At 62.6% G+C, this 16,224-nt stretch carries 17 protein-coding genes; 7 read left to right on the top strand and 10 right to left on the bottom strand.

The features are described from left to right. Positions 1-5 precede the first annotated feature (5 nt). The gene (locus GVN17_RS27500) at positions 6-974 is read right to left on the bottom strand and encodes a GlxA family transcriptional regulator (RefSeq protein ID WP_166598444.1); all 969 of its coding nucleotides are present in this window, start codon (positions 972-974) and stop codon (positions 6-8) included. Between the two features lie 105 nt (positions 975-1,079). Here GVN17_RS27500 and GVN17_RS27495 point away from each other — a divergent pair, with 105 nt between their 5' ends. Then, on the top strand, positions 1,080-1,367 hold the full coding sequence (locus GVN17_RS27495; RefSeq protein WP_166598443.1) for a hypothetical protein: 288 nt from the start codon (positions 1,080-1,082) through the stop codon (positions 1,365-1,367). Positions 1,368-1,514: 147 nt separating this feature from the next. On the opposite strand, the gene GVN17_RS27490 is transcribed toward GVN17_RS27495, so the two are convergent. Then, positions 1,515-2,873 (bottom strand): cell wall metabolism sensor histidine kinase WalK, encoded by a 1,359-nt coding sequence (locus GVN17_RS27490; protein WP_166598442.1) that lies wholly within the window; start codon positions 2,871-2,873, stop codon positions 1,515-1,517. Then, positions 2,870-3,628 (bottom strand): response regulator, encoded by a 759-nt coding sequence (locus GVN17_RS27485; RefSeq protein WP_218576437.1) that lies wholly within the window; start codon positions 3,626-3,628, stop codon positions 2,870-2,872. The genes GVN17_RS27490 and GVN17_RS27485 overlap by 4 nt, the downstream gene beginning before the upstream one ends. 120 nt (positions 3,629-3,748) lie before the next feature. Here GVN17_RS27485 and GVN17_RS27480 point away from each other — a divergent pair, with 120 nt between their 5' ends. Continuing rightward, positions 3,749-4,531: a VacJ family lipoprotein gene (locus tag GVN17_RS27480; protein WP_166598440.1), complete on the top strand. Its 783-nt coding sequence runs from the start codon at positions 3,749-3,751 to the stop codon at positions 4,529-4,531. Here the strand turns inward: GVN17_RS27480 and GVN17_RS27475 are convergent. From GVN17_RS27475 to GVN17_RS27460, 4 genes are all read right to left on the bottom strand, one after another. Next, positions 4,518-4,979: an Hsp20 family protein gene (locus tag GVN17_RS27475; protein ID WP_166598439.1), complete on the bottom strand. Its 462-nt coding sequence runs from the start codon at positions 4,977-4,979 to the stop codon at positions 4,518-4,520. The genes GVN17_RS27480 and GVN17_RS27475 overlap by 14 nt on opposite strands. Positions 4,980-5,257: 278 nt before the next feature. Next, positions 5,258-5,764 carry a thioredoxin family protein gene (locus tag GVN17_RS27470; RefSeq protein ID WP_166598438.1) on the bottom strand — a complete coding sequence of 169 codons (507 nt, stop codon included), beginning with the start codon at positions 5,762-5,764 and terminating at the stop codon, positions 5,258-5,260. A 91-nt stretch (positions 5,765-5,855) separates the two neighbouring features. Beyond that, positions 5,856-6,137 (bottom strand): hypothetical protein, encoded by a 282-nt coding sequence (locus GVN17_RS27465; RefSeq protein ID WP_166598437.1) that lies wholly within the window; start codon positions 6,135-6,137, stop codon positions 5,856-5,858. A 114-nt stretch (positions 6,138-6,251) separates the two neighbouring features. Then, positions 6,252-7,157, bottom strand: coding sequence for a LysR family transcriptional regulator (locus GVN17_RS27460; protein WP_166598436.1), 906 nt, complete (start codon positions 7,155-7,157; stop codon positions 6,252-6,254). Between the two features lie 102 nt (positions 7,158-7,259). Between GVN17_RS27460 and GVN17_RS27455 the strand changes: the two genes are divergently transcribed. Next, entirely contained in the window at positions 7,260-7,988 is a 729-nt protein-coding gene (locus tag GVN17_RS27455; protein WP_166598435.1) for an SDR family oxidoreductase, read from the top strand. A gap of 217 nt (positions 7,989-8,205) precedes the next feature. On the opposite strand, the gene GVN17_RS27450 is transcribed toward GVN17_RS27455, so the two are convergent. Continuing rightward, complete coding sequence (locus GVN17_RS27450) at positions 8,206-9,162, bottom strand: LysR substrate-binding domain-containing protein (RefSeq protein WP_166598465.1); 957 nt, start codon at positions 9,160-9,162, stop codon at positions 8,206-8,208. Positions 9,163-9,289: 127 nt separating this feature from the next. On the opposite strand from GVN17_RS27450, the gene GVN17_RS27445 reads away from it, so the two are divergent. Next, positions 9,290-10,240 carry a DMT family transporter gene (locus GVN17_RS27445; RefSeq protein WP_166598464.1) on the top strand — a complete coding sequence of 317 codons (951 nt, stop codon included), beginning with the start codon at positions 9,290-9,292 and terminating at the stop codon, positions 10,238-10,240. Here GVN17_RS27445 and GVN17_RS27440 read toward each other — a convergent pair. Beyond that, positions 10,225-11,181, bottom strand: a complete 957-nt coding sequence (locus tag GVN17_RS27440; protein ID WP_166598434.1) for an AraC family transcriptional regulator — start codon at positions 11,179-11,181, stop codon at positions 10,225-10,227. The two genes, GVN17_RS27445 and GVN17_RS27440, sit on opposite strands and share 16 nt — an antisense overlap. A gap of 96 nt (positions 11,182-11,277) precedes the next feature. Here GVN17_RS27440 and GVN17_RS27435 point away from each other — a divergent pair, with 96 nt between their 5' ends. Further along, positions 11,278-12,042, top strand: a complete 765-nt coding sequence (locus tag GVN17_RS27435) for an SDR family oxidoreductase (protein WP_166598433.1) — start codon at positions 11,278-11,280, stop codon at positions 12,040-12,042. Positions 12,043-12,051: 9 nt separating this feature from the next. On the opposite strand, the gene GVN17_RS27430 is transcribed toward GVN17_RS27435, so the two are convergent. After that, complete coding sequence (locus GVN17_RS27430) at positions 12,052-12,486, bottom strand: GNAT family N-acetyltransferase (RefSeq protein WP_166598432.1); 435 nt, start codon at positions 12,484-12,486, stop codon at positions 12,052-12,054. A 287-nt stretch (positions 12,487-12,773) separates the two neighbouring features. Between GVN17_RS27430 and katG the strand changes: the two genes are divergently transcribed. Both katG and yfcF read left to right on the top strand, forming a co-directional pair. Beyond that, entirely contained in the window at positions 12,774-15,041 is a 2,268-nt protein-coding gene (gene katG, locus GVN17_RS27425; protein ID WP_166598431.1) for a catalase/peroxidase HPI, read from the top strand. Between the two features lie 160 nt (positions 15,042-15,201). Continuing rightward, positions 15,202-15,834: a glutathione transferase gene (yfcF, locus tag GVN17_RS27420; RefSeq protein WP_166598430.1), complete on the top strand. Its 633-nt coding sequence runs from the start codon at positions 15,202-15,204 to the stop codon at positions 15,832-15,834. Positions 15,835-16,224: the final 390 nt, after the last annotated feature.

Genomic DNA, 16,224 nt, shown 5'->3' with positions numbered 1-16,224 from the left:
AAGCGTCAGCGCAGATCGGCCCGCAGGTCGCGCACCCCACGGCCCAAGCGTTGGCGCAGCAGCGTGCGCAGGGTCGAACCGTCGGCATAGCCCACTTCGGTGGCGATGGCTTCAAGGTCGAGATCGCTGCCGTGAAGCAGCGTTTGCGCCCGTTCGACGCGCAGGTCTTGAAAGTAGGAGAGGGGGGATTTGCCCAGCACGTCTTCGCAGCGGCGTTGCAGCGTTCGGCGGCTGGTGGCCAGGGCTTTGGCAGCGGCGGGCAGCGAGAAGCCTTCTTTGAGGTGCTCGCGGGACCAGCGTTCGAACCGCATGATCAGCGGGTCGGCCTGGGCCAGATGGTTGGGGATGATGTACGGCGCCTGCAACGAGCGGATGTCCGCCAGCAGGTAGCGCGAGACCATCGCCGCCAGTTCCGGACTGGCCTGGCGAATCAGCCACAGTGCGAGGTCCAGATGCCCCAGGGCGGCCCCGGCGGTCACACCGATGTCGGTCTGCACCAGCATGCGCGATTCGTCGAGGTGAACATTCGGGTAGCGCTGCCGGAACAACGGCGCGAGCCACCAGGTGGTGGTCGCTTCGCGCTGATCCAGCAGCCCGGTTTCCGCCACCAGGAACGTACCGATGCACGACGCGGCGATCTGCGCGCCTTCGGCGTGCCACTGTTTCAGATGGGCCTTGGCTTTTTTCACGTCGGGGCGTTCGAGGGCCGGGATCAACTGTTCGGGCGACCCGGTGGCCAGCGCCGGGAGAATCACCCAGTCCGGCTTGAGGTCAGGGGTGATCGGTTTGACGGGCACGATCAGCCCTTGAGCGGTCTGCACTTTTTTCCGGACGCCGACAAGAGTGACGTCGAAAAACGGGCTGGCGCCTTTGGGCTGGGCGGCGGCGAACTTGTTGGCAAGGCGGAAGGCGTCGAGCAGCACTGACAGGCCGGTGTCGAACAGACCTTCCAACGCGACGATGGTCATGCGCATGGCGTAAATGATCCTGAAAATGGCATTCAGGACCATACTCGTTTGTCGCCGACGCCGCCATATTGGGACCTCCGAAACACACCGAAACCGATCAGGAGATCACCCATGAAAGTCTTGGCAGTTGCAACGATCACCCGCCCACTCACCCCTGAAATGCGCCAGCAAATCATGCCCAGCGAAGTCCCGGCCACGCTTCAGCTCTACCTGGACGGCAAGATCGAGCAGTTCTGGTACCGGCAGGACAAACCGGGCGTCGTGTTCCTGATGAACGTCGAATCCGTCGAAGAGGCGAAAGCTGCCATCGAAGCCCCGCCGCTGACTGCGCAGGGGATTGCGTCCTACGAGTTCATGACCGTTGGCCCGCTCGCGCCGCTGCGGCTGTTGATTCAATAGCGACAGGCATCCCTTCCTACAGGTTCGCTGCATTCCGGCACGCCAAACATTGTGAGCAGCGTCGCCGCGATACTTGCGGTCTGACGCCGACTCAACCTGTGTGGGAGCTGCCGGAGGTTACGACGGCCGCGAAGGCGATCCCCATGTTCACACCGACACCGGCAACACCACTTTGACCTCCAGCCCACCCCCGTACGGCGACTCCAGCGTCAGGCTGCCGCCGTGCTCCAACACAATGGCCCGTGCCGCAGGCAGCCCCAGGCCCACGCCACCCGTGTGTTTGTTGCGCGAGCCTTCGATGCGGAAGAACGGGGCGAAGACCTTTTCCTGAAACTCCGGCGCAATGCCGGGGCCGCGGTCGGTGACGTGGATTTCGACGCTTCCGGCCAGCGCACGCAAGCTGATCCCCGGTTCCATCCCGTATTTGACGGCGTTGTCCAGCAGGTTGACCAACGCACGCTTGATCCCGATGGGCCGTCCTACGAACACGTAACGTGGAGGGGCGTCGAGCGCCACGTCGATGCCCGCGTCCTTGAAATCATCAACGAGGGTGTGCAGCAGCTCGGCCAGGTCAAACGCCGTGGCCTGTTCCAGCCGCGCATCATCGCGAAAGAACTCCAGCGCCGAATTAACCATCGCCTGCATCTCGTCCACGTCCCGGAACAGCCGCGATTGCTGCTCCGGGTCTTCGATGAATTCACCGCGCAACCGCATGCGGGTCAGCGGGGCGCGCAGGTCGTGGGAAATGGCCGCGAGCATCTGCGTGCGGTCCTGCAAAAAGTGCTGGATTTGCGCCTGCATCCCGTTGAACGCCAGAATCGCTTCGCGGATTTCCCGAGGTCCCTCGACGGCAATCGGCGGCGCCTTGAAGTCCACGCCGAAACGCCGCGCCCCCTTGGCAAAGCGCTCCAGCGGCGTCGCCAGATGGCGCGTGGCAACCAGCGCCACCAGCAGGGTCGAAGACAGAATCAGCACAAGAATGATCAGATTGCGCGGCAGCTCCGACAGCCCCCAGCTGCGGGTCGGCACTGAAAACAGCAACCAGCTTTGGTCACGCAGCTCGATCAACAGGCTGTAGCGACTCTCGGCCAATTGCGGGACCCAGTCGGTGGGTTCATAGGCCTCGATTTTCGCCGTGGGCCTGTCCAGCAACCGGCGCAGCAGCGGGCCACCGGAGCGGAAATCCGGGTCGTCAACCGGTGGCATACGGGCGTCTTCGTGACGCGGCAACCACTGGCTGGTGAACGCCTTGTCGCTGGCTGCACTGGCGATCCCTGGCCGTTGCGCCGGGGGCACGGAATCGATAATTCGGGTCACGGCGGCGGCCTTTTCCATCAGACCGGTTTCGGTGAGCGGTGGTCGGGCCCACACCCCGCCGAGCAGGCTGACCACGCCGTTCAACGCCAGGGACGTGAGCATGGCGGCAACCGTGGTCAAGGCGATCCAGCGCGCCACGGTGTCGCGAGGCAGGCCCAGTGTGGCGCGCACCGCCCGTACCACGCTCATCGACTGGCCACGGCAGGGGTGAACAGATACCCCACGTTGCGAATGGTGCGGATCATCGGCATCGCCGTCACTTCCGACTCCAGTTTGCGGCGCAGACGGCTGACCTGCACATCGATGCTGCGGTCAAAGGCGTCATGGGTTTCGCCCCGCGCCATGTCCAGCAATTGCTGGCGGGTGAGGACGCGACGAGGATGCTCGGCGAATACCAGCAGCAGCTCGAACTCCCCGGCGGACAGCGGAATCATCACGTTATCCGGCGAGCGCAATTCCCGGCGTGCGACGTCCAGCTGCCAGTCGGCGAACATCAAAATCGGCCGTGGCGCCTCGCGGGTCGGGTGTTGGTGTTCTCCAGTCCGTCTGAGCACGGCGCGCACCCGGGCCAGCAGTTCGCGGGCGTCGAAGGGTTTGGTCAGGTAATCGTCGGCGCCCAGTTCCAGACCGACAATGCGATCACTTGGCTCGCCCAGCGCCGTCAGCATGATCACCGCGACATTGTGTTCGGCGCGCACGCGTTGGCACAGGACGAGGCCGCTGTCCCCCGGCAGCATCACGTCGAGGATGATCAGGTCCGGGGCGCGCCGCTCGACGGCCTGCCACAGCGAAGGCCCATCGATGGCGACCTCGACGCTGTAGCCGTGTTGCTGAAGGAATTTCTGCAGGAGGGCGAGGACTTCGAGGTCGTCGTCCACCAGGATAAGATGGCTCACGGTCGGGCACGCTGTCGGTCTGGAAAACAGACGCCTATCTAAAATCATTCAGCGCGCCGCGTCATATATTTCAATCCGGAAACAAAGCGACCGGGCCGCAAGAAACCGGCAATCTTCGGGCAAAAAAGCCTTGGCAGCATCGTGGCACTTCCCGTCGAGATGCCCCGCATGCCTATCCTCAAACCTGCTGTGCCCTGTGTTCGATTCGCCGCTGCCGGTGTGCTGGCCGTGCTCGCCAGCGGTTGCGCGACGCCGCCTTCCCCGGCGCCCTCTTCGTGTGAGCCGGTGGCCTACCAGATTCACGACCCCGCTCAGTCGGTGAACCGGGGCATCTTCGCCTTCAACCGCACGGTCGACGATTACGCTCTGGCTCCGGTGGCCCGTGGTTATCGGCATTTGCCGGGGTTCTTCCAGAGCGGTGTGCACAACTTCGTCGCCAACTTCGGCGAGCCGAAGGTCTTCATCAACGACCTGCTGCAAGGCAACGGCCGACGCTCGGTCAACACCCTCGGGCGCTTCGTCATCAACACCACCGTCGGCGTAGTCGGGCTGTTCGACGTGTCGGGCAAGCTGGGCATCGAGCGGCACAAGGCCGATTTCGGCCAGACCTTCGGCGTCTGGAGCATCGCCGACGGACCTATCGTCGAACTGCCGCTACTCGGCACCGCCAACCTGCGGGACGCGACCGGCAAGGTATTGAGCTTCGCGGTCGATCCGTTCGGCGACAACAGCGACACCGTCGACACCCTGAGCACGATCAACACGGTGGGCGGGATTGTCGATGGCCGCGCGGAGTTGTTGCCGGTGACGGACAAGTTGCGGCAAGAGCCTGACTACTACGAGGCGCTGCGGGACACCGTGGCGGCGAAGCGGGCAGCGTTTGTCGAGGAGGGGCGGTCAGGGGCCGTCGCGGGTGAGGCGGTCGATTGCTCGACCTTCAACCCCGATTGATTCGGTACTCGCCGGGACCATCGCCCGAGCTGTCGATCCTGATGTGTCGGGCCTTGAGCGGCTCCGGCATGCGGTGCAGCAGAAAGACGATCAACAGCCCGTGCTCGAACGTCGCGCCTTGCACTTCAATGTGGTCGGCCAGATGAAACACCATGCGAAACGGGCCGTGGGCGATGCCTTGGTGCAGGTAAGTCGCGCCCGCATCGGCGTGGCGCTCGCCGCCGCAAATCGTGAGCACGCTTTTTTCCAGTTGAAGGTCCAGGTCGTCGGCGCACAGGCCGGCAGCGGCAATGACGATCCGATAATGATCGTCGCCGTAGCGCTCGACATTGTGAGGGGGGTAGCCCGAGGCTGCTTCGCTGTGAAGGGCTGACTCGAAGACATCATTGAAACGATCGAATCCCACCGATTGGCGGAACAACGGGGCCAAAGAGCTTGCAATGGCCATGTCCAACGCTCCTGATATAAGGATATGCACCTTAGAGAGTTGAGCTGAAGGAGCGGAAATTACAAGGTGTCCGGCACAGAGATTGGCGTCGTCCGCTAAACACCGTACGCCACTGAAAGGGTGAGGTTACGACGGCCGCGAAGGCGGGTGGTCAGAGATGAATGGGTGATCTGACACATCCGCTTCGCGGCCGTCGCACAGCTCCGGCTGCTCCCACAAGATTCGTGCCGGTCTCGACGCTTCCACACACCCGCAAAGCCGTGAAATGAATCGGCACATCAAGGCCTCGGCGCTTCGAGAATCGCGAGTACATCCAGCACGGTATTTTCCAGAAATCTACCCGCCCGATAATCCGCCCTCACGGCATCGCCGCCGCTCACCACCGCCTCCGGGCTTTCGACGAAACGCCCCAGCATGTGAAATGCGTCATCCAGCACCAGCACAAACGGGATCGAAATCCGCTCCAGCGCCAGCGGTGCCTTGAGCGCCTGTTCCGCCCGGCTTTTGGTGATTACCGCCAGCGTGATGTTCGGCTGCACGCGCTGAAGGTGATCCAGGACGGTGAGGTTGATCTGGCAATCCGGGCACCACATTTCACCCGCCGCCAGCAGATGAACGCGGCCACGGACAGCGCGCAGTCGCTCAAGGGTGGCGGGACTGAGGGCGTTGGTTTCCGCGAGCTGTTGCTGAATGCGGCGAACGGTGGCGATTTCGGCGGGCAGGCCGCGACCGACGAAGGTGTCGAACGCTTCGCCGATGCTGAAAAGGTCCTGATAAGAGGTCATGAGGGGGCTCATTTTGAATGGCGATGGGGCATCCCAGCAGAAATGCGGCTGTGCTGCAATCGCGGAGACTGAACCGACCCCGGGACAGTCGTCACGTGCGCCTCTTCGGCTTGACCACCTTCAACCGCGCGATAGCAAGGCTGTGCAGGTATTGCCGCACCGCATCATGGTGTTCGACACCGACGTGATAGCCATCCAGCAGCCCCAGCAGATACCCTTCCGCCATCCCGTGATACCGCGACACGCTCTCGCGGGTGTCGCTGGTCTTCAACTTGACGATCAACTCATCGATCCGCGCCCGATGCTCGGCGGAAAACCAGCCGTCCTGCGGCGGCGATCCTGTTTCGTCCAGCGGCGTTGCATCGGCACTCATTGAACCTCCTGATGACATTCGGCGTTATTCACGCGTGTGCGACTGCATGAAAACCCTCTGGGAGCCGCCGAAGTTTACGACGGCGGCGAACCAATTTTTCAGTCGATGGGTATTTCACGGCGGCGGCGCCGTTCCTCTGAACCCTCGCACATGATCAATCAACGCCCTCAACTTGGGCGCCAGGTTGTGCCGATTCGGGTAGTACAGGTAGAACCCCGGAAACGGCGTGAGGTATTCGTCCAGTACGGTCACCAATTCCCCGCGTTGGAGGTACGGCCGGAAGGTGTCTTCGATGCCGAAGGTGATTCCGCCGCCCGCCAGCGCTGTGCGCACCATCAGCAGCATGTCATTGGTGGTGATCCGGGGGGCGACCGCCACGTCGAACGCGCAACCGTTTTCGGTGAATTCCCAGCGCCAGGGCGCGACTTCAGGGGACGGGCGCCAGCCGATGCAGCGGTGGGCGGTGAGGTCGCGGGGGTGTTGCGGGCGTCCATGTTGCGCGAGATAGGCCGGGGTGGCGACGGCGACTTCGCGCTGCTCGCCGGTGACCGGGATGGCGATCATGTCTTGCTCGATCACTTCGCCCAAGCGCACGCCCGCGTCGAACCCGCGCTCGACGATGTCGAACTCCTCATCGGTTACCGTCACGTCCAGCGTCACGTGAGGGAAGGCCTCGACGAAGCTGGCGATCAGCGGGCCGTCGAGAAAACGTTCGGCAATCGACGTCACCGCCACCCGCAACAACCCGCGAGGCGGGCCTTGCAGCGCAGCGCTGTCGAGGGCGATGGCCACCGCTGACAACGCGCCCGCGGTCTGTTGGTGCAAGGCTTCGCCCGCTTCGGTCAGGCGCACATTGCGCGTCGAGCGCTGGACCAGCGACACCCCGAGGCTGTCTTCGAGCCTGCGAATGCTCTGGCTCACCGCCGAGCGGCTCACGCCCAGATGATCGGCGGCCGCCCTGAAGTTGTGCCATTGAGCGACCGCCGCGAAGACTTTCAGCAGATTGAGATCAATGTCCATTGGTAAGCAGCGCTAACCTGTTCGGTCAGTGGAGGGGGAGTTATCGCGACAATGCTTCACGGTTAGTGTGTCCGTCAACGTCACTCACACGAGAACCTGAACATGAGCCTCAACAAAATCATTCTCATCACCGGCGCTTCCAGCGGCATTGGCGAAGGCATCGCCCGAGAACTGGGCGCCGCCGGTGCGACCTTGATGCTGGGCGCGCGCCGCACGGACCGTCTGCAAACCCTGGTGGACCAGATCAATGCTGTCGGCGGGAAGGCCGAGTGCCGTCACCTCGACGTGACCGACCAGGCCGACGTCGCCGCGTTCGCCCAAGCGGCGCGGGAGCGTTGGGGCAGGGTGGACGTGATCATCAACAACGCTGGGATCATGCCGCTGTCGCCCATGGCCTCAATGAAAACCGAAGAATGGGACCGCATGGTCGACGTCAATATCAAGGGGGTGCTGCACGGTATCGCGGCTGTCCTGCCCGAATTCACACAGCGTGGCTCGGGGCATGTGATCAACATCGCGTCGGTCGGCGCCCTGAGCGTCGTGCCGACGGCGGCGGTGTACTGCGCAACCAAATACGCCGTGCGCGCCATCTCCGACGGCTTGCGCCAGGAAAGCCCGGACATCCGCGTCACCTGCATCCACCCTGGCGTGGTGGAAAGCGAACTGGCCTCGACGATCACCGACGACACCGCCAAATCCGCCATGGCCACCTACCGCGCCATTGCCCTGCAACCCGACGCCATCGGCCGGGCAGTGCGATACGCCATCGAACAGCCGGATGATGTCGATGTGAACGAGATTGTGGTGCGGCCTACTCGCACGGTTCAGTGAGCGGTCCGTACGGTCTCCGAATCACTGTCGGCTGACCCATCTTTCGCGAATGAATTCGCTCCCACAGTGGATCGTGTCGCTCACAACAGCACGGCACGCCGCCGTCCCTGGGCTATCTGTAGGAGCGAATTCATTCGCGATTGGCCGGCACAGCCGATAACTCTCTACTGCCCTTGAAGTGTCTTACAGCACAGAAACCCGTGGGAGACGCCGGAGGTTACGACGGCAGCGACGGCGTTTTATCTGGCACAATGCGATCCCCAAACGCACCCACCTGTTCCTTCGCCGACACCAGCAACCACTGCCGAAACACCTCGGCGCAAGGTGACAGGGTGCGGTGTTTCACGGACACCAGAAACTCCCCGAACCGCGTGACGCACTGGAAATCCGTGACCCGCCGCAGTTCGCCCTTGGCCACGGCTTCGTCCCCCATGAAGGTCCATGCCAGGCCGATGCCCATGCCTTGTTGCACGGCGCGGAATGCCAGGGTCAGTTGATTGAAGACCGGGGCGTTGTCAGGCGGGCTGTAGTCGTGGTCGAGCAGTTCAAACCACTGTTGCCAGTCCAGGCAACGCCAGGCGGAGGTGTCGATCTGCACGAGGTTCGCCCGTGCGAGGTCTTCCAGCGTCTCGATGCCGGACACGTCGTAGGACGGGTGGGCGGCCGGGTAAACGATCTCCGGGAGCAGAAAGTCGCTGTTCAACGAGGCCCATTCCCCGTCGCCGTAGAGGATGCCAAGGTCGAAATCGTTGAGGCTGGCGTCGTCGATTTCATTGATCGCGTGCACGTGCACCGCGATTTCCGGGTAGGCCTTATTGAATTCGATGAGCTTGGGAAACAGCCAGAACTGCGCCAGCGCATGGGTCGCCAACACCGATACGGCGTTGGTCTGGTGGACGTTGCGAATGCGCGTGACGCTTTGATAGAGGGTCGACAGCATGACGTTGACCGTCATCAGCAATTCCTCTCCCGCTCGGGTCAGCGCCACGCCCCGAGGTTTGCGCTCGAACACCGGCACCCCGATGCACGTCTCCAACTGGCGCATCTGTTTGCTCACCGCGCTCTGGGTGAGAAACAGCTCCGACGCCGCGTGGGTGAAGCTCGCGTGCCGTCCGACGGCTTCGAACGTGATCAGTGTTTCAAGGGGGGGCAGGTTGCGCAGGTAGCGGTTGATGACGGTGTCTCCTCAAGGCTCGATCAGCGGGATGACATTCCACCGAGGAATGTGTCGCTGAGTTTTTATCGCATGTGCGAAGTATCGGCCATCGATAGAATTTCGCCAAACGGCCTGCCGAGTGGAAATCATGAACAGTGGAATTGTGTACGCGCTGCTGGCCGGGGCCATCTGGGCCGGGGTCATCGTAGGCCCGTCGCTGCTGCCGGACTTCAACGCTGTGCTGATCAGTAGCGCACGGTTCGCCCTGTACGGCCTGTTTTCGTTGCTGGTGGCGTTGCCGTTCGCCCGTCGTCTGTTCGCTCGGCTCACCCGTGGCGAGGTCATGCTGTTGCTGCGCCTGTCGCTGACCGGCAACGTGTTGAACTACGCCTTGCTCGGCGCCGCAATCCAGCTCAGCGGGGTCACGGCTGCCGCCTTGATCAACGGCATGCTGCCCATCGCCATCACCTTTCAAGGGCGCAACGACACCGGATCGCTGCCCATCAACAAGCTCAAGCTGCCGCTGTTGATGGTATTTCTCGGCATCGTCTCGATCTGCATTGAACGCGCCGTGCAAACCGCTTCCGACGTGCCATTGTCCTCGCAACTACTCGGCATCGCCTGCGGGTTGTGCGGCGTGGTGAGTTGGTCGTGGTTCGCCACCCACAACAGCCGCTACCTCAAGCAAAGTTCGTTCAACAGCAGGGAATGGTCGACGTTGCTGGGCATTGTCACTGGCGGCGTGGCGGTGGTGTTTGGCGTGGTGGCGTTGGCGCTGTTCCCGAACCTGATTCCCACCGGCATCGAACACAGCCGCTGGATGACGTTTCTCTGGGTCAGCCTGTTCCTGGCGCTCTGCGGGTCGTGGCTGGCGAACAGCCTGTGGAATGCCTGTTCCCGCCGCATGGCCTCGTCGCTGAGCGGCCAGATGATCGTCTTTGAAACGGTGTTCGCCTGCATCTACGGCTTTATTTACACCCGGCATTTCCCCGGCTTCGTGGAGTTGGCGTCGATCTGCCTGCTGGTGGGCGGGGTGCTCTGGTCGGCTCGTCGGCATCAGGTGCCGGTGGTGAAGCTGGATCAGCCGAGCTGCTGACCTGTGCCGTCGATGTCCGGCGCTGCATCGACCTGAGTCGTGGCGTAGCGCCCCGGTGGCAGGCCAACGTGACGGGTGAAGGCGACCCCGAACGAACTCACTGAACTGTAGCCGACCCGCTCGGCAATCTCGCTGATCGCCAGCTCGCGCTGGCGCAGCATCTGTTTGGCCAGTGCCATGCGCCACGTCAGCAGGTATTCCATGGGCGGCAGGCCCACCGCACGGCCGAAAGCCTCGAAAAACGTCGAGCGCGACATGCCCGCCGTGCTCGCCAGTTGCGCAACGTTCCATGGCGCGGCGGGGTGCTCATGAAAGCCCCTCAAGGCCAATGACAGCTTGGGGTCGGACAAACCGCGCAAAAGCCCCGGCGAGGCCGCCGTTGACCCGTTCGAGCGCAGCGCCTCGATCAGCAGCACTTCCAGCAGCCGCGCCATGACCATTTCTCTCGCCGGTCGCTGGGTACGGGATTCGTCGCCCACCAATTGCACCAGCGTCGCCAGCCGCCGTTCGCCACGCACGTGCACCCATCGCGGCAACAAAGGCACCAAAAGCCCGGCATCGGCCGAGCCGAACACGCAATGGCCGACCAGCAATCGCGTGTCGACGTCAGCCAGCGGATCGCCGAGCCGGACACCGCCAGGCATCGGCGTGACGGCGGTCGTGGGAACTTCGTCGTCAAGCGGCGGCTCGCGGTCCATGCTCGACGTGGCAAAGGACTGCGCAGCAGGAATCAGCACGAAGTCGCCTTCGTTCAGGACGATCATGTCGCTGCCGTGAGGGCCGTCGATGGCCAGTCGGCACGCCCCTTCAAGCACCACGAAATAAAACGGCTGGCCGGTGTCGGCGCGCCTGACCGCCCACGGCGACGAGGCAATGACCAGTTTGGAGAAGGGGGCTGAGGGTTGCAGCAGGCCGACGACTTCAGCCAGTGGATCGACCATTCCGGACGCTCACGACAAAGAACAGGACGTTGGAGTGTAGTTCGTCTGTTGTCGTCGATCTATGGTGGAGCGGTCATTCATTCACTGGAGTTTCAAATGACTCACTCGCCCACCGTTTTGATCACCGGTTGCTCGTCGGGCTTCGGCCTGGAAACCGCGCAATTCTTTCTCGACAAAGGCTGGAACGTCATCGCCACGATGCGCACGCCCCGTAAAGACTTGCTGCCGGCCTCCGATCACCTGCGCATTCTGGCACTCGACGTGACGGACGCCGACAGCATTGCCCGTTGCATCGACGCGGCGGGACCGATTGATGCCCTCGTCAACAATGCAGGGATTGGCTTGCTGGCGCCGGTGGAAGGGCTGAACCTTGCCAGCGCACGGGAGATTTTCGACACCAACACCCTCGGCACCATCGCCATGACCCAGGCCGTTCTGCCTCAGTTCCGTCAGCGTCGGGGCGGCGTGGTGGTCAACGTCACGTCTACGGTGACGCTGAAATCCCTGCCGCTGTTGTCGGTGTACACCGCCAGCAAGGCGGCGGTGAACGCCTTCACCGAATCGCTGGCGCTGGAGCTGGAACCCTTCGACGTCCGCGTGCGGCTGGTGTTGCCGGGTCGCGCACCGGGCACGGCGTTTGGCGATAACGCGCGGCGGCTGATGGCCGATCCGATTCCGGATGCGTACGTCGCGTTCCGGGATCAGGTGTTCGAAAGCGTGCGCGACACGGCATCGCCCATGACCCACGCGCTGGATGTCGCCGAAGCCGTGTGGCAGGCGGTGACCGATCCATCCGCGCCGATGCGCACCCCGGCGGGGGCGGATGCGGTGGCCGTCAGCGAGTCGCTTTCAAAAGCCTGATCGACTGCTTCACGCGTTTTCGTTGCCCGGTCGGGTGAACGAAAAACGGTCGATATCCTCACGCCGCTTCCAGCTCTGGCCTTGCCAGTAGCGGGCAGCGGCGTCGTTGGTCTTGAGCACGTCGAGGTGGCACTTGCCAATGCCCAAGGCATCGAGGCTGGACAGGCAGCGCTCTACCAACTCCCGCGCAATGCCTTGACGGCGGAATTCGGGCAAGACCAGCAGGTGCTGCAAATAACCGCGCCGCCCGTCGTGGCCGCACATCACGCAGCCGACCAGCCCTGAATCGCCTTGCGCGACGAAGCTCAGGCCGGGATTGCGCTCCAGGTAGCGCGCCGTGGATTCGCGGGAGTCGGCGTCGCGGATCGAAATGCCGGGGGTGTCATTCATCAGGGCCAGAACGGCATCGTAATCGTCCATTGTCATCACACGGATTTTGATCATGGGCAGGTCTGTCCGAAAAGGGATGAAGCAGGGTAGCAGAGCGATGCCGCACGAACGTGACACATCCAGACCGCTTAAAAGAGCCGCTCTATCGCGGATCAATGCTGCGGCTATTAGACCTCTCTGAGATCGGAGCTATCTTTGATCTGTCGTTGGCTTGTGCCGACGGTTCCATCCCTGATAAGGCGATAAGAATAAGCACCGTCGGTGCTACTGAGTTCACTCGTCTCTGCCGCGCCCTGGATAAAGGCAGACGGCGGGATGATCACGATCAAAGGTAGATAACCATGGCAACCGAATCAAAATGCCCTTTCAATCATGCGGCTGGCGGCGGTACCACTAACCGCGACTGGTGGCCCAATCAGCTGAACCTGAGGATCCTTCACCAGCACTCGTCGCTGTCCGACCCGATGGACGAGGGTTTCGACTACGCAAAAGAATTCAAGAGCCTGGACTTCGACGCGGTCAAGAAAGACCTGCTGGCTGTGATGACGAACTCTCAGGACTGGTGGCCGGCAGACTTCGGCCACTACGGCCCATTCTTCGTGCGCATGGCCTGGCACAGCGCCGGGACCTACCGCACTGGTGACGGTCGCGGCGGGGCGGGCTCGGGACAGCAACGCTTCGCACCGCTCAACAGTTGGCCGGACAACGTCAGCCTGGACAAGGCCCGGCGCTTGATCTGGCCGGTCAAACAGAAATACGGCCGCAAGATTTCCTGGGCCGACCTGATCGTGCTCACCGGTAACGTCGCGCTCGAATCCATGGGCTTCAAGACCTTTGGTTTCTCGGGCGGCCGGCCTGACGTCTGGGAGCCCGATGAAGACGTGTACTGGGGCGCCGAGACCACCTGGCTGGGTGGCGAAGAGCGTTATGGCGCGCATAAGGACATGGAGCAGCCGGGGCAGGGCGATCTGGTCGCGGAACCGGCCAAGCACGGCGAAGAGAAAAGCCGTACGGCCCAAGGGGAACGCAATCTGGAAAACCCTCTGGCGGCCGTGCAAATGGGCCTGATTTACGTGAACCCGGAAGGGCCGGACGGTCATCCCGACCCTGCGGCCTCGGCGAAAGACATTCGCGAAACCTTCGGCCGCATGGCGATGAACGACGAAGAAACCGTGGCGTTGATCGCGGGCGGTCATGCGTTCGGCAAGACCCACGGCGCGGGGCCTGCCGATAACGTCGGGCCTGAGCCGGAAGCGGCGGGCCTGGAAGAGCAGGGCTTGGGCTGGCGCAATAAATTTGGCACCGGAAAGGGCGGCGACGCCATCACCAGCGGCCTCGAAGTGACCTGGACCTCGACCCCGACGAAATGGAGCAACGAGTACCTGGAAAACCTGTTCAACTTCGAGTGGGAACTGACCAAGAGCCCGGCGGGTGCCAACCAGTGGAAACCGAAGGGCGGCGCGGGTGCGAACACCATTCCTCACGCTCACGACCCAAGCAAGCGTCAGGAACCGCGCATGCTCACCTCGGACCTGGCCCTGCGCTTCGATCCCGATTACGAGAAAATCTCTCGCCGCTTCAAGGACAACCCCGGACAGCTCGCCGACGCCTTCGCCCGCGCCTGGTTCAAGCTGACCCACCGGGACATGGGCCCGCTGGCCCGCTACCTCGGCCCAGAAACCCCCACCGAAGAACTGCTCTGGCAAGACCCGCTGCCGGATGTCACCCATCCACTGGTCAGCGCCGACGACGTGACGGCCTTGAAGACCCAGATCCTCGCGTCGGGGCTGACCGTTTCGCAACTGGTCTCCACGGCCTGGGCGGCGACCTCGACGTTCCGGGGTTCGGACAAACGCGGTGGCGCCAACGGTGGGCGTCTGCGTCTCGCGCCTCAGAAGGACTGGGCGGCCAACCAGCCTCAGCAACTGGCGAAGGTGTTGCAGGTGCTTGAGCAGATTCAGGGCCAGTTCAACGGCGGCGCGTCGACGAACAAGGTCTCGCTGGCCGACCTCATCGTGATCGCCGGGAACGCAGGCGTCGAAAAGGCCGCGCTGGACGCCGGGCAAACCGTGACCGTGCCGTTCGCGCCCGGTCGCGTCGATGCCTCCCAAGCGCAAACGGATGTCGAATCTTTTGGTTTTCTGGAGCCTATCGCCGACGGCTTCCGCAATTACCTCAAACAGACCTACAAGGTCTCAGCCGAGAAACTGTTGGTGGACAAGGCGCAATTGCTGACCCTGACTGCGCCGGAAATGACCGTCTTGCTGGGCGGTCTGAGGGTCTTGGGCAATAACGTCGGGGAGAGCAAGCAGGGCGTCTTCACGAACCGTCCGGGCGTACTGACCAACGACTTCTTCAAGAATCTGTTGGACATGAGCGTGGAATGGAAACCCGCGTCGCCCGGCAATGACACCTTCGAGGCCAGAGACCGCAAGACCGGCGACGTGAAATGGACCGGGACGCGGGTGGATCTGGTGTTCGGCTCCCATGCGCAGTTGCGGGCGATTTCCGAGGTGTACGGCAGCGCCGATGCCCATGAGAAATTCGTGAAGGACTTTGTGGCGGCCTGGACCAAAGTCACGAATCTGGACCGTTTTGATTTGGGCTGATCGGTCTACCACTCTCCCAACAACGCCTCCTTCATGGGGGCGTTTTTATGTCCGGTCGTACCTTCCATTCCCCGCGAGAATAGGCCCATGAACATCTTGAATTTCCCTTGTTCGCACGCTTCTCGTAGCGTGTCCGTTCCCTGAAATGGAGATCACCCTCGTGAACGACGCTCGCCTGCGACTCTACGTCGATGCCCAATACACCAGCCCTTACGCCCTGTCCGCTTTCGTGGTGCTGCGCGAGAAGGGCCTCGACTTCGAATGGATTCCGGTGGACCTGGAGGCTGGCGAGCAGCAAGGCCCTCAATACACGGCATTGTCCGTGACGCAGCGGGTGCCGACGCTGGTCCATGGCGATTTCTCCCTGTCCGAATCGTCGGCCATCGACGAATACCTGGAAGAGGTGTTCCCCGGCGCACCGGTCTATCCCCGAAACCCTCAACGCCGCGCCAAGGCTCGTGAGGTTCAGGCATGGCTGCGCAGCGACCTCGCTCCGTTGCGGCAGGAGCGCTCGACGCTGGTGGTGTTTTACGGTCAGCACGCCCCTGCGCTGACCCCCGTGGCGAAGGCCGCAGCGCAGAAGTTGATCGAGGGCGCCGAGGCGCTGTTGCCGGATGGGGCTGGCGACTTGTTTGGCGAATGGTCGATTGCCGACGTAGAGCTGGCGTTGATGCTCAATCGCTTGATTCTGAATGGCGACGACGTGCCTGAAGCGTTGGTGAGGTACGCCAAGCGGCAGTGGGCGCGGCCGAGCGTGCAGGAATGGGTGAACATTCAGCGTCCGGCGCTGTGAGGATTTCCATCTGATCCGTATTTTTCTCCAATATCTGGCGCTGTATTGAAACAGTTGTACGGCCCAAACTAGTCACCATTCCCAGCCACTGAAAGGAGGCTGGCCCCGAGCGATCAGGCGATGTTTGCGCCTGTATCGCACACATTGAGAGGTGACACTCATGGGCAAGATGACGCTGTTTCTGCTGGGCTTCCTGGCGCTGACCATTTCCATTGGCCTGCTGGCGACGATTCCACCGGGCTGATGGACGACACTGACCGTCCCGCTCAGCACGTCATGGCTGACAGAGGGTCAATGGGGGAGCGGAGCCGAAACGGCGCTGCTCCTGAATAACCGGGGAAGGCGATAATGCGTTGGGAGATTGCGTTTCTATAATAAGAACCATTACTA

This window comes from Pseudomonas sp. SLFW (genome assembly GCF_009905615.1).
GTDB lineage: Bacteria > Pseudomonadota > Gammaproteobacteria > Pseudomonadales > Pseudomonadaceae > Aquipseudomonas > Aquipseudomonas bambusae.
The sequence above is the reverse complement of the archived record's forward strand: the minus strand, read 5'-3'. Positions and strand labels throughout refer to the sequence as shown.